General features: G+C 71.1%; 15 protein-coding genes. 11 read left to right on the forward strand and 4 right to left on the reverse strand.

All coding sequences use genetic code 11. The features are described from left to right. The first annotated feature begins 3 nt into the window (after nucleotides 1-3). The 11 genes from IE316_RS23585 to metK all read left to right on the forward strand — a co-directional run bounded on the left by IE316_RS23585 (nucleotide 4) and on the right by metK (nucleotide 12,703). Nucleotides 4-1,290: a dihydroorotase gene (locus IE316_RS23585; RefSeq protein ID WP_190206440.1), complete on the forward strand. Its 1,287-nt coding sequence runs from the start codon at nucleotides 4-6 to the stop codon at nucleotides 1,288-1,290. Further along, nucleotides 1,287-1,853, forward strand: a complete 567-nt coding sequence (locus IE316_RS23590; RefSeq protein ID WP_190206441.1) for a PH-like domain-containing protein — start codon at nucleotides 1,287-1,289, stop codon at nucleotides 1,851-1,853. The genes IE316_RS23585 and IE316_RS23590 overlap by 4 nt, the downstream gene beginning before the upstream one ends. After that, nucleotides 1,850-2,992 carry a glutamine-hydrolyzing carbamoyl-phosphate synthase small subunit gene (gene carA, locus IE316_RS23595; RefSeq protein WP_190206442.1) on the forward strand — a complete coding sequence of 381 codons (1,143 nt, stop codon included), beginning with the start codon at nucleotides 1,850-1,852 and terminating at the stop codon, nucleotides 2,990-2,992. Before IE316_RS23590 ends, carA begins: the two co-directional genes overlap by 4 nt. Further along, on the forward strand, nucleotides 2,985-6,293 hold the full coding sequence (gene carB, locus IE316_RS23600) for a carbamoyl-phosphate synthase large subunit (RefSeq protein ID WP_190206443.1): 3,309 nt from the start codon (nucleotides 2,985-2,987) through the stop codon (nucleotides 6,291-6,293). Before carA ends, carB begins: the two co-directional genes overlap by 8 nt. A gap of 91 nt (nucleotides 6,294-6,384) precedes the next feature. Further along, entirely contained in the window at nucleotides 6,385-7,491 is a 1,107-nt protein-coding gene (locus tag IE316_RS23605; protein WP_190206532.1) for a quinone-dependent dihydroorotate dehydrogenase, read from the forward strand. Continuing rightward, on the forward strand, nucleotides 7,488-8,327 hold the full coding sequence (gene pyrF, locus IE316_RS23610; RefSeq protein ID WP_190206444.1) for an orotidine-5'-phosphate decarboxylase: 840 nt from the start codon (nucleotides 7,488-7,490) through the stop codon (nucleotides 8,325-8,327). Before IE316_RS23605 ends, pyrF begins: the two co-directional genes overlap by 4 nt. A 291-nt stretch (nucleotides 8,328-8,618) precedes the next feature. After that, nucleotides 8,619-8,942 (forward strand): integration host factor, encoded by a 324-nt coding sequence (locus IE316_RS23615; RefSeq protein ID WP_190206445.1) that lies wholly within the window; start codon nucleotides 8,619-8,621, stop codon nucleotides 8,940-8,942. Between the two features lie 37 nt (nucleotides 8,943-8,979). Beyond that, complete coding sequence (gene gmk, locus IE316_RS23620; protein ID WP_190206446.1) at nucleotides 8,980-9,573, forward strand: guanylate kinase; 594 nt, start codon at nucleotides 8,980-8,982, stop codon at nucleotides 9,571-9,573. A gap of 51 nt (nucleotides 9,574-9,624) precedes the next feature. Next, nucleotides 9,625-9,897 (forward strand): DNA-directed RNA polymerase subunit omega, encoded by a 273-nt coding sequence (rpoZ, locus tag IE316_RS23625; RefSeq protein ID WP_003988945.1) that lies wholly within the window; start codon nucleotides 9,625-9,627, stop codon nucleotides 9,895-9,897. Nucleotides 9,898-10,030: 133 nt separating this feature from the next. Beyond that, nucleotides 10,031-11,233 carry a bifunctional phosphopantothenoylcysteine decarboxylase/phosphopantothenate--cysteine ligase CoaBC gene (gene coaBC, locus IE316_RS23630; protein WP_190206447.1) on the forward strand — a complete coding sequence of 401 codons (1,203 nt, stop codon included), beginning with the start codon at nucleotides 10,031-10,033 and terminating at the stop codon, nucleotides 11,231-11,233. A gap of 261 nt (nucleotides 11,234-11,494) precedes the next feature. Beyond that, nucleotides 11,495-12,703: a methionine adenosyltransferase gene (gene metK / locus IE316_RS23635; protein WP_190206448.1), complete on the forward strand. Its 1,209-nt coding sequence runs from the start codon at nucleotides 11,495-11,497 to the stop codon at nucleotides 12,701-12,703. Nucleotides 12,704-12,756: 53 nt separating this feature from the next. Here metK and IE316_RS23640 read toward each other — a convergent pair whose 3' ends face one another. The 4 genes from IE316_RS23640 to IE316_RS23655 form a co-directional block, all read right to left on the reverse strand. Continuing rightward, nucleotides 12,757-13,863: a hypothetical protein gene (locus tag IE316_RS23640; protein ID WP_190206449.1), complete on the reverse strand. Its 1,107-nt coding sequence runs from the start codon at nucleotides 13,861-13,863 to the stop codon at nucleotides 12,757-12,759. A gap of 84 nt (nucleotides 13,864-13,947) precedes the next feature. After that, nucleotides 13,948-15,894, reverse strand: a complete 1,947-nt coding sequence (locus IE316_RS23645) for an ABC transporter substrate-binding protein (protein ID WP_190206450.1) — start codon at nucleotides 15,892-15,894, stop codon at nucleotides 13,948-13,950. Next, nucleotides 15,891-16,643 (reverse strand): TIR domain-containing protein, encoded by a 753-nt coding sequence (locus IE316_RS23650; protein WP_190206451.1) that lies wholly within the window; start codon nucleotides 16,641-16,643, stop codon nucleotides 15,891-15,893. Before IE316_RS23650 ends, IE316_RS23645 begins: the two co-directional genes overlap by 4 nt. 13 nt (nucleotides 16,644-16,656) lie before the next feature. After that, nucleotides 16,657-17,958 carry a helix-turn-helix domain-containing protein gene (locus IE316_RS23655; protein ID WP_229910529.1) on the reverse strand — a complete coding sequence of 434 codons (1,302 nt, stop codon included), beginning with the start codon at nucleotides 17,956-17,958 and terminating at the stop codon, nucleotides 16,657-16,659. Nucleotides 17,959-18,113: the final 155 nt, after the last annotated feature.

Consider the following 18,113-nt stretch of genomic DNA (forward strand, 5'->3'; position numbering starts at 1 on the left):
ACCATGAGCAAGATCCTGATCCGCGGTGCGAAGGTGCTCGGCGGCGAGCCGCAGGACGTGCTAATCGACGGCGAGACCATCGCGGCGGTGGGCACCGGCCTGGACGCCGAGGGCGCCGAGGTCGTCGAGGCCGGCGGCAAGGTGCTGCTGCCGGGCCTGGTCGACCTGCACACCCATCTGCGCGAGCCCGGCCGCGAGGACTCCGAGACCGTGCTGACCGGCACCCGCGCGGCCGCCAGCGGCGGCTACACCACCGTGTTCGCCATGGCCAACACCTTCCCGGTGGCCGACACGGCGGGCGTGGTCGAGCAGGTCTGGCGGCTCGGCAAGGAGTCCGGCTACTGCGACGTACGGCCGGTCGGCGCCGTCACCGTCGGCCTGGAGGGCGTCAAGCTCGCCGAGCTGGGCGCCATGCACGACTCCGCGGCCGGCGTCACCGTCTTCTCCGACGACGGCAAATGCGTCCACGACGCGGTGATCATGCGCCGGGCCCTGGAGTACGTGAAGGCGTTCGACGGCGTCGTCGCCCAGCACGCCCAGGAGCCGCGGCTGACCGAGGGCGCCCAGATGAACGAGGGCGTCGTCTCCGCCGAGCTGGGCCTCGGCGGCTGGCCCGCGGTCGCCGAGGAGTCGGTCATCGCCCGGGACGTGCTGCTCGCCGAGCACGTCGGCTCCCGCGTGCACATCTGCCACCTGTCCACCGCCGGGTCGGTGGAGATCGTCCGCTGGGCCAAGTCCCGCGGCATCCAGGTCACCGCCGAGGTCACCCCGCACCACCTGCTGCTCACCGACGAGCTGGTCCGCACGTACGACCCGGTCTACAAGGTGAACCCGCCGCTGCGCACCGAGCGGGACGTGCGCGCCCTGCGCGAGGCCCTGGCCGACGGCACCATCGACATCGTCGCCACCGACCACGCCCCGCACCCGCACGAGGACAAGGACTGCGAGTGGGCCGCCGCCGCCATGGGGATGGTCGGTCTGGAGACCGCGCTGTCGGTGGTCCAGGCCACCATGGTGGACACCGGCCTGCTGGACTGGGCGGGCGTGGCCGACCGGATGTCCGCCAAGCCCGCGCTGATCGGCCGCGCCGCCGGCCAGGGCCGTCCCGTCTCGGCTGGTGAGCCCGCCAACCTCACCCTGGTCGACACGGAATACCGTGGGCGCGTGGACCCCGCGGGCTTCGCCTCGCGCAGCCGCAACACCCCCTACGAGGGACGCGAGCTGCCGGGCCGTGTCACCCACACGTGGCTCCGGGGCAAGGCGACGCTCGTCGACGGGAAGCTCACGTGACACCTGTAATCCTGCTGGCCGCCGAGAAGGAATCGGCGCAAGTGACCGATTGGGCCGCCCGGATCGGCTGGGTCGTCGGCCTCGGCCTGTTCGTCGCGCTCGTCTACTGGCTGATGCGCGAGGGCTGGAAGTGGCGCGGAACCCTCCAGGGCGACCTGCCGGCCCTGCCCACCGCGCCCGAGCCGGCCGGACCGGCCAGACTGACGATGAGCGGCCGCTACCACGGCTCCACCACCGCCGGGCAGTGGCTGGACCGCATCGTCGCGCACGGCCTGGGCACCCGCAGCCGCGCCGACCTCACGCTCACCGACGCGGGACTGGACGTCGTACGCCCCGGCGCGACCGACTTCTTCGTCCCGCGCGCCGCGCTGCGCGAGGCCCGGCTCGACAAGGGCATCGCCGGCAAGGTCCTCACCGAAGGCGGACTGCTGGTGATCACCTGGGCGCACGGCGGCAAGCTGATCGACTCCGGCTTCCGCTCGGACCGCGCGGCCGAGCACCACGAGTGGGTCGAGACCCTGAACGACATGATCAACAAGACGGAAACGGAAGGCGCACGATGACGACCTCCACCAGGGGAACCACCAGGGTTCCCGCCGTACTCGTCCTGGAGGACGGCCGGATCTTCCGCGGCCGCGCCTACGGGGCCGTGGGGGAGACCTTCGGCGAGGCCGTCTTCTCCACCGGCATGACCGGCTACCAGGAGACCCTGACCGACCCGTCGTACGCCCGGCAGATCGTCGTGGCGACCGCCCCGCAGATCGGCAACACCGGCTGGAACGACGAGGACGACGAGTCCCGCCGCATCTGGGTCTCCGGCTACGTGGTCCGCGACCCCGCGCGGGTGCCGTCCAACTGGCGCTCCCGGCGCTCCCTGGACGAGGAGCTGACCCGCCAGGGCGTCGTCGGCATCGCCGGCATCGACACCCGCGCCCTCACCCGCCACCTGCGCGAACGCGGCTCGATGCGGGCCGGCGTCTTCTCCGGCGAGGCCCTCGCCGACGACGCCGCCCTCCTCGCGCGCGTGCTGGAGCAGCCGCAGATGAAGGGCGCCAGCCTCTTCGCGGAGGTCGCCACCCAGGAGGCGTACGTCGTCCCCGCGATCGGCGAGAAGAAGTTCACCGTCGCCGCCGTCGACCTCGGCATCAAGGGCATGACCCCGCAGCGCATGGCCGAGCGCGGCATCGAGGTGCACGTCCTGCCCGCCACCGCCACCGTCGAGGAGGTCTACGCGGTCCAGCCGGACGGCGTGTTCTTCTCCAACGGCCCCGGCGACCCGGCCACCGCCGACCAGCCCGTCGCCCTGATGCGGGGCGTGCTGGAGCGCGGCACCCCGCTGTTCGGCATCTGCTTCGGCAACCAGATCCTGGGCCGCGCCCTGGGCTTCGGCACCTTCAAGCTGAAGTACGGCCACCGCGGCATCAACCAGCCCGTGCAGGACCGTACGACCGGCAAGGTCGAGGTCACCGCGCACAACCACGGATTCGCCGTCGACGCCCCGCTCGACAAGGTCTCCGACACCCCCTACGGCCGCGCCGAGGTCTCCCACGTCTGCCTCAACGACAACGTGGTGGAGGGGCTCCAGCTCCTCGACCGGCCGGCCTTCAGCGTCCAGTACCACCCCGAAGCGGCAGCGGGCCCCCACGACGCCGCCTACCTGTTCGACCGCTTCGTTTCCCTGATGGAGGGCCAGCGTGCCTAAGCGCACCGATATCCAGTCCGTCCTGGTCATCGGCTCCGGCCCGATCGTCATCGGCCAGGCCGCCGAGTTCGACTACTCCGGCACCCAGGCGTGCCGCGTGCTCAAGGCCGAGGGCCTGCGCGTCGTCCTGGTGAACTCCAACCCGGCGACGATCATGACCGACCCGGAGATCGCCGACGCCACCTACGTCGAGCCGATCACCCCCGAGTTCGTCGAGAAGATCATCGCCAAGGAGCGCCCCGACGCCCTGCTGCCCACCCTGGGCGGCCAGACGGCCCTGAACACCGCCATCTCGCTGCACGAGAACGGCGTCCTGGAGAAGTACGGCGTCGAGTTGATCGGCGCCAATGTGGAGGCCATCCACAAGGGCGAGGACCGCGACCGGTTCAAGGAGGTCGTGGAGGAGGTCCGCAAGAAGATCGGCCACGGCGAGTCCGCCCGGTCCTACATCTGCCACTCCATGGATGACGTCCTCCAGGGCGTCGAGGCGCTCGGCGGCTACCCCGTGGTCGTCCGGCCCTCCTTCACCATGGGCGGCGCCGGCTCCGGCTTCGCCCACGACGAGGAGGAGCTGCGCCGCATCGCCGGGCAGGGCCTGACCCTCTCGCCGACCACCGAGGTGCTCCTGGAGGAGTCCATCCTCGGCTGGAAGGAGTACGAGCTGGAGCTGATGCGCGACAAGAACGACAACGTCGTGGTCGTCTGCTCCATCGAGAACTTCGACCCCATGGGCGTGCACACCGGCGACTCCATCACCGTGGCGCCCGCGATGACCCTGACCGACCGCGAGTACCAGGTGCTGCGCGACGTCGGCATCGCGATCATCCGCGAGGTCGGCGTCGACACCGGCGGCTGCAACATCCAGTTCGCGGTGAACCCGGCCGACGGCCGCGTCATCGTGATCGAGATGAACCCGCGCGTGTCGCGCTCCTCGGCCCTCGCCTCCAAGGCGACCGGCTTCCCGATCGCGAAGATCGCCGCCAAGCTGGCCGTCGGCTACACGCTGGACGAGATCCCCAACGACATCACCGCCGAGACCCCGGCCTCCTTCGAGCCGACCCTCGACTACGTGGTCGTCAAGGCGCCCCGCTTCGCCTTCGAGAAGTTCCCGTCCGCCGACTCCACCCTCACCACCACCATGAAGTCGGTCGGCGAGGCCATGGCGATCGGCCGGAACTTCCCCGAGGCGTTCCAGAAGGCGCTGCGCTCGCTGGAGAAGAAGGGCAGCCAGTTCACGTTCACCGGCGACCCGGGCGACAAGCAGACCCTCCTGGAGGAGTCCGTCCGCCCGACCGACGGCCGGATCAACACCGTGATGGGGGCCATCCGCGCGGGCGCCACCCCGGAGGAGGTCTTCGAGTACACGAAGATCGACCCCTGGTTCGTCGACCAGCTCTTCCTCATCAAGGAGATCGCCGACGAGCTCGGCGAGGCCCCCGAGCTCACCCGCGAGCTGCTCGCCGAGGCCAAGCGGCACGGCTTCTCCGACCAGCAGATCGCCGAGATCCGCGGCCTGCGCGAGGACGTGGTCCGCGAGGTGCGGCACGCGCTCGGCGTCCGCCCGGTCTACAAGACGGTCGACACCTGCGCCGCCGAGTTCGCCGCGAAGACGCCGTACTTCTACTCCTCCTACGACGAGGAGAGCGAGGTCGCCCCGCGCGAGAAGCCCGCGGTGATCATCCTGGGCTCCGGACCCAACCGGATCGGCCAGGGCATCGAGTTCGACTACTCCTGCGTGCACGCCTCCTTCGCGCTGAGCGACGCCGGGTACGAGACCGTGATGGTCAACTGCAACCCGGAGACCGTCTCCACCGACTACGACACCTCCGACCGGCTCTACTTCGAGCCGCTCACCCTGGAGGACGTCCTGGAGGTGGTGCACGCCGAGGCGCAGGCCGGCCCGATCGCGGGCGTCATCGTCCAGTTGGGCGGCCAGACCCCGCTCGGCCTGTCCCAGGCGCTCAAGGACAACGGCGTGCCGATCGTCGGCACCTCGCCCGAGGCCATCCACGCCGCCGAGGACCGCGGTGCCTTCGGCCGGGTGCTGGCCGAGGCGGGCCTGCCCGCCCCCAAGCACGGCACCGCCACCACCTTCGCCGAGGCCAAGGCCATCGCCGACGAGATCGGCTACCCGGTCCTGGTGCGCCCCTCCTACGTCCTCGGCGGACGCGGCATGGAGATCGTCTACGACGAGACCCGCCTGGAGTCCTACATCGCCGAGTCCACCGAGATCAGCCCCTCCCGGCCGGTCCTGGTCGACCGCTTCCTCGACGACGCCATCGAGATCGACGTCGACGCCCTGTACGACGGCGAGGAGCTGTACCTGGGCGGCGTCATGGAGCACATCGAGGAGGCCGGCATCCACTCCGGCGACTCGGCGTGCGCGCTGCCCCCGATCACGCTCGGCGGCTTCGACATCAAGCGGCTGCGCGCCTCCACCGAGGGCATCGCCGCGGGCGTCGGCGTACGCGGCCTGATCAACATCCAGTTCGCGCTGGCCGGGGACATCCTGTACGTCCTGGAGGCCAACCCGCGCGCCTCGCGGACCGTGCCGTTCACCTCCAAGGCGACCGCGGTGCCGCTGGCGAAGGCCGCCGCCCGGATCTCGCTGGGCGCCACCATCGCCGAGCTGCGCGCCGAGGGGCTGCTGCCGGCCCACGGCGACGGCGGCGAGCTGCCGCTGGACGCGCCGATCTCCGTCAAGGAGGCCGTGATGCCGTGGTCCCGCTTCCGGGACATCCACGGCCGCGGTGTCGACACCGTGCTCGGCCCGGAGATGCGCTCCACCGGCGAGGTCATGGGCATCGACTCCGTCTTCGGCACGGCGTACGCCAAGTCGCAGGCGGGCGCGTACGGGCCGCTGCCGACCAAGGGACGGGCGTTCATCTCGGTCGCCAACCGCGACAAGCGCTCGATGATCTTCCCGGCCCGGGAGCTGGTCGCGCACGGCTTCGAGCTGCTCGCCACCTCCGGCACCGCCGAGGTCCTGCGGCGCAACGGCATCAACGCCACCGTCGTGCGCAAGCAGTCCGAGGGCACCGGCCCCAACGGCGAGAAGACGATCGTCCAGCTCATCCACGACGGCGAGGTCGACCTCATCGTCAACACCCCGTACGGCACCGGCGGCCGCCTCGACGGCTACGAGATCCGTACGGCGGCCGTGGCGCGGTCCGTGCCGTGCCTGACCACCGTCCAGGCGCTGGCGGCGGCGGTGCAGGGCATCGACGCCCTCAACCACGGCGACGTGGGCGTCCGGTCGCTCCAGGAACACGCGGAGTTCCTGACCGCGGCCCGCGACTAGCGGCCCCGAGGGGGACACCGGCGGACGGTGTCCCCCTCTTCATGCGGCCCCCATCAGGCGCCCACCGCCCGTGAGGCATCCCGAGGACACCATGTACAAGATCTTCTTCAAGCTCGTCTTCTCCCGGCTGGACCCGGAGCGGGCGCACCATCTCGCCTTCCGCTGGATCCGGCTCGCCGCCCGTGTCCCCGTGCTGCGCACCTTCGTCGCCGCCGCGCTCGCCCCGCGGTACGCGGAACTGCGCACCGAGGCGCTCGGCCTGCGCATGCATGGGCCCTTCGGCCTCGCGGCCGGCTTCGACAAGAACGCCGTCGGCATCGACGGCATGGCGATGCTCGGCTTCGACCACGTCGAGATCGGCACCGTCACCGGGGAGCCGCAGCCCGGCAACCCCAGGAAGCGGCTGTTCCGCCTGGTCGCCGACCGGGCGCTGATCAACCGCATGGGCTTCAACAACGACGGCTCGCTGACCGTCGCCGCCCGCCTGGCCTCCCGCCGGCCGGTCTTCCGCACGGTCGTCGGCGTCAACATCGGCAAGACCAAGGCCGTCCCCGAGGCGGAGGCCGTCGCCGACTACGTGAAGTCCGCCGAGCGGCTGGCCCCGTACGCCGACTACCTCGTCGTCAACGTCTCCTCGCCGAACACGCCGGGCCTGCGCGACCTCCAGGCCACCGAGGCGCTGCGCCCGCTGCTGACGGCTGTCCGCGAGGCCGCCGACCGGGTCGCCGCCGCCCGGCGCGTACCGCTGCTGGTCAAGATCGCCCCCGACCTGGCCGACGAGGACGTCGACGCGGTCGCCGACCTCGCCGTCGAACTCGGTCTGGACGGCATCATCGCCACCAACACCACCATCGCGCGCGAAGGACTCGGTCTGGAATCCGGACCCTCCCTGGTCCAGGAGGCCGGCGGCCTGTCCGGCGCCCCGCTCAAGGCGCGCTCCCTGGAGGTGCTGCGCCGCCTCTACGCGCGCGTGGGCGACCGGATCACCCTGATCGGCGTCGGCGGCGTCGAGACCGCCGAGGACGCCTGGCAGCGCATCCTGGCCGGCGCCACCCTGGTCCAGGGCTACAGCGCGTTCGTCTACGAGGGCCCCTTCTGGTGCCGGACCGTCCACAAGGGCCTCGCCGCCCGTCTGCGGCAGAGCCCGTACGCCACCCTCGCCGACGCGGTCGGCGCCGATGTGAGGAATCCCGCATGAACGAGCCCTTCGGCGCCAGGCTGCGCCGGGCCATGGACGAGCGCGGCCCGCTGTGCGTGGGCATCGACCCGCACGCCGCCCTGCTCGCCGAGTGGGGCCTGGCCGACGACGTGGCCGGCCTGGAGCGGTTCAGCCGCACGGTCGTCGAGGCGGTGGCCGACCGGGTCGCCGTCGTCAAGCCGCAGAGCGCCTTCTTCGAGCGGTTCGGCTCCCGCGGCATCGCCGTCCTGGAGCAGACCGTGGCGGCGGCGCGGGCCGCCGGGGCGCTGGTGGTGATGGACGCCAAGCGCGGCGACATCGGCTCCACCATGGCCGCGTACGCCGAGTCGTTCCTGCGCCCGGACGCCCCGCTGTACTCGGACGCGCTGACCGTCTCGCCGTACCTCGGCTACGGCTCGCTGAAGCCGGCCGTCGACCTGGCGCGCGAGAGCGGCTGCGGCCTGTTCGTGCTGGCGCTGACCTCCAACCCCGAGGGCGGCGAGGTCCAGCACGCCGTGCGGGAGGACGGACGCACCGTCGGCGCGACCGTGCTGGCCCGCCTGGCGGCCGAGAACGCGGGGGCGGAGCCGCTCGGCTCCTTCGGCGCGGTGGTCGGCGCCACCCTCGGCGACCTCTCCGCGTACGACCTCGGCATCAACGGCCCGCTGCTGGCGCCCGGCATCGGCGCCCAGGGGGCGGCCCCGGCCGATCTTCCCCGGGTCTTCGGGTCCGCGCTGCGCGACGTGGTGCCGAACGTCAGCCGGGGCGTGCTGCGGCACGGACCCGACGTGAGCGCGCTGCGCGGGTCCGCCGACCGGTTCGCGGACGAGATCAGGTCCGTCCTCGCCGCCGCCTGAGTCCGGCCCCGAGTCCGGCCTTGAGTCCGGCCCGAAGGTGAATACATCCTCAAATCCGAGGCGTTATGTCCAGAATGTCGGGCCTCATGGAGGCTGACCAGGACTTTTCCGCTGTTCTCGCTGACTCTTGCGGCCTTGACCGCTAGTCTCCGACGAGTGGGGGCCCCTTCCACGCCGTCCTGGCAGTGGGGGACACCGGGCGAGCGTGTTGCTCGTGGCTCCCCTGGTGTGGGGCGACTAGGTTCCTCACCGGTCCGTATCCGACAGTTCGACATCCGAGGTGACGTAGGCGTGGCTCTTCCGCCCCTTACCCCTGAACAGCGCGCAGCCGCGCTCGAAAAGGCCGCCGCGGCTCGCCGGGAGCGGGCCGAGGTCAAGAATCGACTCAAGCACTCCGGCGCCTCCCTTCACGAGGTCATCAAGCAGGGCCAGGAGAACGACGTCATCGGCAAGATGAAGGTCTCCGCCCTCCTGGAGTCGCTGCCGGGCGTGGGCAAGGTCCGCGCCAAGCAGATCATGGAGCGACTCGGCATCTCCGAGAGCCGCCGCGTGCGCGGTCTCGGGTCCAACCAGATCGCCTCGCTGGAGCGTGAGTTCGGCAGCACCGGCAACTGAGTCCGGACCACTCCGGGATTGCTGGAATAATCGCCGCATGGCTGCAACACCCCGGGGGACGACCCCCGTGCCCCCGGATTCACGTCCGCGGCTGACCGTGCTCTCCGGCCCCTCCGGGGTCGGCAAGAGCACGGTCGTCGCTCATATGCGCAAGGAACACCCCGAGGTCTGGCTCTCGGTGTCGGCGACGACCCGCAAGCCCCGGCCGGGCGAGCAGCACGGGGTCCACTACTTCTTCGTCACCGACGAGGAGATGGACAAGCTGATCGCCAACGGCGAGCTGCTGGAGTGGGCCGAGTTCGCCGGCAACCGCTACGGCACGCCCCGCGCGGCCGTGCTGGAGAAGCTGGCGGCGGGGGAGCCGGTGCTGCTGGAGATCGACCTCCAGGGCGCCCGGCAGGTCCGCGACTCCATGCCGGAGGCCCAACTGGTGTTCCTCGCCCCTCCCTCCTGGGAGGAGCTGGTGCGCCGGCTCACCGGCCGGGGCACCGAGCCGCCCGAGGTCATCGAGCGCCGTCTCGCGGCGGCCAAGGTGGAGCTGGCGGCCGAACCCGAGTTCGACAGCACCCTGGTCAACACCTCCGTCGAGGACGTGGCGCGCGAGCTGCTAGCCTTGATGGACGTCGTGTGATCACATCCGGTCACTGAGACTGATTCTTTCCCATCCATCGGAAGGTAGAGCGTGTCCTCTTCCATCTCCGCGCCCGAGGGCATCATCAACCCGCCGATCGACGAGCTCCTCGAGGCCACCGACTCGAAGTACAGCCTCGTGATCTACGCGGCCAAGCGGGCCCGCCAGATCAACGCGTACTACTCGCAGCTCGGCGAGGGCCTCCTCGAGTACGTCGGTCCCCTCGTCGACACGCACGTCCACGAGAAGCCGCTCTCGATCGCCCTGCGCGAGATCAACGCGGGGCTGCTGACCTCCGAGGCCGTCGAGGGCCCCGCGCAGTAGTGCGTCGGCGGTCAGACACCGCGCAGTAGTATTTTCAGCTCGACGCTGACTTGTCCACAGGCCCGGCAGCACGTCTGCCGGGCCTGTGGTGTGTGATGGGGGTCGTACGTTTTCCGAGGTCCGGGGAGAGACGGTGGACAAGCCCAAGGTCGTCCTGGGGGTCAGCGGCGGCATCGCCGCCTACAAGGCGGGTGAGCTGCTGCGCCGGTTCACGGAGTCCGGGCACGACGTCCGGGTCGTCCCCACCGCCTCCGCACTGCACTTCGTCGGCGCCGCCACCTGGTCGGCCCTCTCCGGCCACCCGGTCTCCACCGAGGTCTGGGACGACGTCCACGAGGTCCCGCACGTCCGCATCGGCCAGCACGCCGACCTCGTCGTCGTCGCCCCCGCCACCGCCGACCTGCTCGCCAAGGCAGCCCACGGCCTCGCCGACGACCTGCTCACCAACACCCTGCTCACCGCCCGCTGCCCGGTCGTCTTCGCCCCCGCGATGCACACCGAGATGTGGGAACACCCGGCCACCCGGGAGAACGTGGCGACGCTGCGCCGCCGCGGCGCCGTCGTGATCGAACCGGCCGTCGGCCGCCTCACCGGCGCCGACACCGGCAAGGGCCGCTTCCCCGACCCCGCCGAGATCTTCGAACTCTGCCGCCGGGTGCTCGCCCGGGGCGTCCCCGAGCCCGACCTGGCCGGCCGGCACGTCGTCGTCACCGCCGGCGGCACCCGCGAACCCCTCGACCCGGTCCGCTTCCTCGGCAACCGCTCCTCGGGCAAGCAGGGCTACGCCCTCGCCCGCACCGCCGCCGCGCGGGGCGCCCGGGTGACCCTGATCTCGGCCAACGCCGCGCTGCCCGACCCGGCCGGCGTCGACCTGGTCACCGTCGGCACGGCCGAGGAACTGCGCGCGGCGGTGCTGAAGGCCGCCGGGGACGCCGACGCGGTCGTCATGGCCGCCGCGGTCGCGGACTTCCGGCCCGCCGTCTACGCCACCGGCAAGATCAAGAAACAGGACGACCAGGAGCCCGCGCCCATCGCCCTGGTGCGCAATCCGGACATCCTCGCGGAGATCTCCGCGCGCCGCGCCCGGCCCGGCCAGATCGTGGTCGGCTTCGCCGCCGAGACCGACGACGTCCTCGCCCACGGCCGCGCCAAGCTCCGGCGCAAGGGCTGCGACCTGCTCGTCGTCAACGAGGTCGGCGAGCGCAAGACCTTCGGCGCCGAGGAGAACGAGGCCGTGGTGCTCGGCGCCGACGGCAGCGAGACCCCCGTCCCGTACGGCCCCAAGGAAGCCCTGGCCGAAACGGTGTGGGACCTCGTCGCGGCCCGCCTCGACTGACTCCTCCGGCCGTGTCGAGGCTCCCTCCGACCCCGGTGGAGCACCCGCGTATCTGACACATTCGGCCGCGGCGCCCCTGGCCAAGGGCGCCGCTCATTGGGCAGAATGCGCGTGCCGCAGGTCACAGCCTTCTTGAGAGTCGAGACGGGTGGGCCCGCGGCCGAGCGCGACCGATAAACTGTTCTCGGACGTCGCCGGGTGCAGCTCCCCGTGCCGTCCAACCATGATCAGCCAGCAGCCGCTGCAACCCCAGGGAGCGTTGTGTCCCGTCGCCTGTTCACCTCGGAGTCCGTGACCGAAGGTCACCCCGACAAGATCGCTGACCAGATCAGTGACACCATCCTCGACGCGCTCCTGCGGGAGGACCCGACCTCTCGGGTGGCTGTCGAAACCCTGATCACCACCGGCCTGGTCCACGTGGCCGGCGAGGTCACCACCAAGGCTTACGCCGACATCGCCACGCTGGTGCGCGGCAAGATCCTGGAGATCGGCTACGACTCCTCCAAGAAGGGCTTCGACGGCGCGTCCTGCGGCGTGTCGGTGTCGATCGGCGCCCAGTCGCCGGACATCGCGCAGGGCGTCGACACGGCGTACGAAACCCGGGTCGAGGGCGACGAGGACGAGCTGGACAAGCAGGGCGCCGGCGACCAGGGCCTGATGTTCGGCTACGCCTCCGACGAGACGCCGACCCTGATGCCGCTGCCGGTCTTCCTGGCGCACCGCCTGTCCAAGCGCCTCTCGGACGTCCGCAAGAACGGCACCATCCCCTACCTGCGCCCCGACGGCAAGACCCAGGTCACCATCGAGTACGACGGCGACAAGGCGGTCCGTCTGGACACGGTCGTCGTCTCCTCCCAGCACGCCTCCGACATCGACCTGGACTCGCTGCTCGCCCCCGACATCCGCGAGTTCGTCGTCGAGCCCGAGCTGAAGGCGCTGGTCGAGGACGGCATCAAGCTCGACACCGAGAACTACCGCCTGCTGGTCAACCCCACCGGCCGCTTCGAGATCGGCGGCCCGATGGGCGACGCCGGCCTCACCGGCCGCAAGATCATCATCGACACGTACGGCGGTATGGCCCGCCACGGCGGCGGCGCCTTCTCCGGCAAGGACCCGTCCAAGGTCGACCGCTCCGCCGCCTACGCCATGCGCTGGGTCGCCAAGAACGTGGTCGCCGCGGGCCTCGCCTCCCGCTGCGAGGTCCAGGTGGCGTACGCGATCGGCAAGGCCGAGCCGGTCGGCCTGTTCGTGGAGACCTTCGGCACCGCCACGATCGACCAGGAGAAGATCGAGAAGGCGATCGACGAGGTCTTCGACCTCCGCCCGGCCGCCATCATCCGCGACCTCGACCTGCTCCGCCCGATCTACGCCCAGACCGCCGCGTACGGCCACTTCGGCCGCGAGCTGCCGGACTTCACCTGGGAGAAGACGAACCGCGTGGACGCGCTGCGCGAGGCGGCGGGCCTGTAGCACCCCGTCTCACGGGAGGCCCGGCGCCCTGGGGGGTGCCGGGCCTCTGCGTGTCATGGAGCCGGGGTGCCATGATCCGGAGGCCCGGAGCCGTCCGCCGCACTGGGATCGCCACCGTCCGGATCATCCGGCCGTCCCGGTCCGGGACCGAAGCGCTGTCGCAGTTCCTCCGTCAGCTTCGCCGCGCCGTGTGTCTCCGCCAGCTTGAGGAGCCGTTCCGCGAACAGGTCGAAGTCCGGGTCGGCGGGGGAGACGCCGAACCACGCGAGGAGCGTGTCGACGGAGAGATCCGGGACCGGGTCCGCGTCCGGCACCGGAGTGGTCGGTTCATGGGGCCGCTGCCAGTACGGGAAGGCATGGCCGTTCACCGTTCCTCCGCCCGCCGCAGCCTGTGGCGCGAGGTGCGCGAACGGGGGCGCCACCTCTTCGTTGTTGGCCGCGGCGGAGAGCCTGGCGAGCAGGCCGATGCGGTCCACCGCGTCCTCCACCTTGTCGTCGTTCCGGGACAGCCACCACACCACGGCGCTGCCCGTGTTCTTGAGCACGTCGTCGCCCAGGTAGGCGCGCTTGCTGCGTTCGTAGTTCCGCTCGTGCTCCCACACGTCCTCGTCCTTGCGGACGTCGGAGAGCTTGGCGAGGCGCTCCCGGTCGTGCTCGGGGAGGACCAGGGAGACGTTCTGTGCCATCGCCGTGACCCGGCCGGTGGGGTCGGGACGCATGGTCGCCAGCGCCCCGTCGAGCTGGTGCTGGCAGAAGGCGCTGCGGTGGGGCGGCTGCTGGGCGGTCACCGCACGGGCCCGCTGGAGTACGGCGTCGACGGCCAGGCCGGCGGCGTTGACGTGAGGAGCGTCGGCCGGGGCGTCGAGCATCAGCCAGCGGACCGTGGCGGAGAACGAGAAGTCGTAGTCGGGTACCGAGCTGGGCAACGCCACATGGGTGATCCGGTGCTCCTGGCGCTGTGGCTCGGGCAGCGGCAGATCGGGGTCCTCGCCCAGTCGCCGCGGGAACGGTTCGGGCGCCGGGGCGAGGACCTTGTCCGTGACCGCGGCGATCACCAGCATCAGTGCGGCCACGGTCGGCCAGGCCCACAAGGGCCACTCGGCGCTCAGGCCGAGGATGACCAGGATCAGGCCCAGGATGACCGTGACGAAGAGAGTCATGGTCCGGTGTCCAGAACTCATGGGAGGCCCCCCGAATCAAGAAGATCCGTCTCCGGATCCTCGCTAGGAGATGTTTCGACGTCGTCAGGCGGCCCGGCCGTGGAAATCCAGGCCCTGAGCCGCGTCGATCGTCCGCAGCAGGTCGCGGACGGTGGCGGCGCGCTCGTCGCTGTGCCCGGCACGCTCCCAGTCGAGCGCGACCCGGTAGACGCGGCCCGAGACCCGGGTGTCCGTGGCCGCGGCCGCCGCGAGTACCGGCAGGACGAGGCGGCGGTGGCGGAGGTCCACACCGGCGGTGAGCCAGTCGCGGACGGGAGCGGCCCAGGTTTCGACCGGCCGTCGAAGCACCGAGCGCCAGCAGGCGATCAGGGACGCGCGGACGGTGGCGAACCCGAGACCGCGGAGCGGATCCGCCAGTTCCGTGAACAATGTCCGATCCGTCGGCCACCGGTCGTCTGCCAGACCGGCGGCCAGCCGGTCGAGCATCTGCCGGTAGAGACGCTCATCGGAGCCGGCCAGATCCAGTACCGCCTGCCGGGCATTGGCGGCGACCGGGCCGCGCGCACGCCGAGCGAGATGGTGCAGGCGCACCAGGGCCTGGTCGGGGTGGGTCAGAGCCATCGTCTGCGAGCAGACCGAGACGAGGATCTGACGCAATCGGTTGTCCGTCTCGGCGGAGGTGGCCCAGTCGTAGACGCGCTGCCGGAAGAAGCGGCCGTACCGCTCGTCGTCCAGGCCGATCGCGAGCGCCTGGGACGCTTCCGGCACGAACCGTTCCCAGGGCCGGACCGACATCCACCGTTCGGCCAGCCAGGCGAGGTCCTCGGGCCGACCGGTGCGCAGAACCTGCCGGCCGAAGCGGGTGATGGCCGCCTCCCGGTCGGCCGGACCGATCGCTGCGTCGGTCAGACACTCCTTGAACCAGTCCCGGAGCTGACGGCGGACGTCCGGCAGAAAAGTCCAGAAGTGGTCCCGTACGGCACGGTCGTACCCCTCGGCGCCGAAGCGGACGCGTCCGTCCGGTTGCGGTTCGACGCCGATCATGGAGAGCTCCGCGTGCAGATCGGCCCGGTCCAGGCGGGGCGTCGTGTCCGGTGGGTGACTCATCACGTCCAGCAGCGCGTTGGTGGCCCGAAGCACCGTTTCGGCGGTCGCTCCGTGAAACATCGCCGTGGAGATGAGAAGAGCTCTTTCCCGGCCGCTGCGCATGGCCGTCAGGTCCGCCGCCACCTGGGCGCTCCGGTCCTGCTGGACGGCCAAGGACCGGGCGAGCCAGTCCGGCAGGCCCCGGTCGGCCGGGGAGCGGTCCCGGCAGTGCCGTATCCGGTCGGCCAGTGCCGCCACGTCGCGCATCGGCGCCTTCGCCAAGTAGGTGAGCAGCTCGGCACCGCTCAGTTCCTCGGCCGTGGGCATGATGCCGACGGCCCGCAGATGACGCTTGAGCACCCGGTGGGGCGAAGGGCGGCCGACCTCCGCCACGAGGTAGCGCAGATCGGCCCTGAGGAGGTAGGCGAGGTGGTGCGGGAGCACCACCGCGAGATGTGCTCCCCGCCCGATGAGCGTGCTGCGCAGACCGGACAGCTCCCCTTGGACGTCCAGGTACCGCGACTCCTCCACCTCCGACAGATCCAGCAGCAACCGGTCGCCCGGCCCTACGTCCCCCGGGTCGAGGAGAGAGGCGCTCTTGTCGTCGGAGGTGTCCGGGAGTTCATGGAGGCTGCCGTGGGTCTCGGGCAGTTCGTGCAGCAGCATCAGCGCGGCGGTACGGCGACCGCTGCCCGGAAGGCCGTCGATCAGCACCGTGTGCGTGTCGCGGACGCGGTCGCGGGCACGTTGCAGTCCGGGTGGGGCCAGGAAGCGCTGGGCGATGTGGACGCGGTCCTCTTCGGCGATGGTGCGCGTCCGTCCCCGCGCTCGTTCGCGCAGTTTCTCCTCGGCGGTTCGTACGTAGAAGTTGAACTGGGCGCCGGAACCGCTGTGCACCGAGCCGTGGGCCTCGTTGACGAACACCCCCTCGTGGATCTCCGTCACTTCCTCTCGCCTCCGCGAGGCGTCCGGGTGCCGAAGCCCTGCCGTATGCCGCCGTGGTTGTCCCCGGCGACGTAGTTCGTTCCGTCGCCGTCGAAGCGCGGACCGTTGTGCTGATCGCCCCGGCCGGCGTGCAGCGGAGCGTGGGTGTCGTTGATGTACGTCTCGACCGAGCCCGCGACATTGCCGATGCCGCCGCTCTGCCGATCGGTTCGGACGGCGGCGGCTTCCGGCGCTCCGGACCCGGAAGCGCCGGGGGAGCGGTTGCCGTCCAGGGCCGCGAGGGCGGGCAACTGCCGTGCGAGACGGTCCCCGAGCCGGGCCAGATCGGTGTCGATGCTGCTCATGTGCACCCGCGCGTACTGGTACTCGGCGATCTCGGCGATCGATCCGGGCAGCCGCCGCGGATCGAGCTGTTCCACCCCGCGTCCGACGAACACCGGTACGACCAGGGTTCCCGCATCGAGAGCCGCTTCGATCTCGCGGCGCACCCAGTCGTCGGGATTGTCCAACGCGCGCCGAGCGGGTCGCTTCCGGTCGGGGACGGTCAGCCACCCCTCGTCGATCAGGGCGAGCAGGACCTCGCTGCGGCGGGCGGTCCGCAGCAGGACGTCCATTTTCTCACCCAGGTCGATGGACCGTCCGGCGAGGAAGACGCTGTCCGTGCCGAACCTGGCCGACAGTGCCTGGGCGCAGAGGTGCGCGACCTCCCTGCCGCCCTTGGTCCGGTAGTTGAGAAAGATCTCGTGCATGGTCGGGTCCCTTCTAGGAGACGGAGCAGCGGACGGACGCGGTGGATAATTCGGGCAAGAGGTCCCGTACTGCCGTGTTGCGTGAGTGTCGCCTCAAGGTCTGGCACAAGCGGTCCAGATCGCTCGAAACGGTCGCCGAGCGGACGAGGCGTACGGACGGCAGGATCTCCGAGGTGAGATGGCAGGCGCGGTCGATGTCTCCCGCCGCCGCGTGGGCCAGCGCTCGACGGACGCCGTAACGTGCCCGGGTGCGGGAGGCGTGCGCCGGGATGCGTGCGGTCTCCTCGTCGAGGAGCGCGGCTGCCTGCTTCGGATGGCCCAGGTCGTACAGGCACCAGCCCGTGAACATGGAGACCACGTCCGGTACGTGGGAGGCGCCCAGCACCGGCTGAACCGGATCGGCGGCGTCCTGTTCGAGCAGCTTCCGCGCCAGATCGAGGTTGCGCATGCAGGCGTCGTAATCGCCCTGTACGGCCCTGCCCTGTGCGAGGTGCTGCGCCGCCAGACCACGCACGCGTGCCGGGGCATCGCTGCCGAGGGCGTGGGCGGCGAGACCGACGGCTTCAGCGGCTTCCCCCCGGTAGAGACTGATCAGGGAGCGGCGGACCTGGGCGTAGCTGGCGAGACCGGCGTCCGCGCCGGCGTCCGCCAGTCCCACCGCTCGGTCGGTCCACCAGATCGCGGTGGCGTCGTCTCCGGACTCCTGGGCCATCCAGCCCGCGTACTCGGCGTAGCGGGAGGCGAGAAGGAGAAGCTGTCGCCCGGTGCGCCGACCACTGAGCGCGGCCAACTGTTCGAGGGCGTGGGTCTGGGCGACGAGCGGAGGCAGCACACTCGCGGGGCCGGACGACTGGCCCAGTCGCCGCAGTTGGTCGAACACCATGCGTGAGGCGTCCACAAGGGTCTGGGCCGCCTCGTCCACGGGAACCGCTGGACAGGCATCACCGGCCCGCGCGCCCAGTACGGACGCGGTGCCGGCCGTGATCAGGCCCCGGCGCGTCACGCGCTGGAACGCGCTGGAACCGTCCTTGCGCAAGTGCATCAACCACACCTCGTCGTCGCTGTGGGAGGAGACGGGCAGGGGCGCCCGGGAGGGCTGGGCGGTCTCCGCGAGGCGGGAGAGCGCGCCGTCTGCCCGCAGTACGGTGTCGCAGAGGCGGGCCAGCTCCGGGGTGGGACGCTTGAGACCGCGCTCCACCTTGCTGAGCTGGCTCTTGCTGTAGTGCACGCGCTGTGCGAGCTGTTGCAGGGAGAGCCGGGCGGCCATACGCCTCCGGCGCAGTTCCGACCCGAAGTCGTTCGGTGTCTCCGGCACTTCGACCTCCGTCGCTCTCGGCCGGCAGCCGGGAAGCGCCGCGGTTCAGCCTGCGGCAGGCGGCTGGGCCGAACAAGACGAAACGGGCGTTTCCCGTTTCCTCCTTCGGAGCGAAGCCGATCCCACCCGCCGTGTCGAGGGAGCGATTCCCGACC

Source organism: Streptomyces fumanus, from assembly GCF_014655295.1.
Classification (GTDB): domain Bacteria; phylum Actinomycetota; class Actinomycetes; order Streptomycetales; family Streptomycetaceae; genus Streptomyces; species Streptomyces fumanus.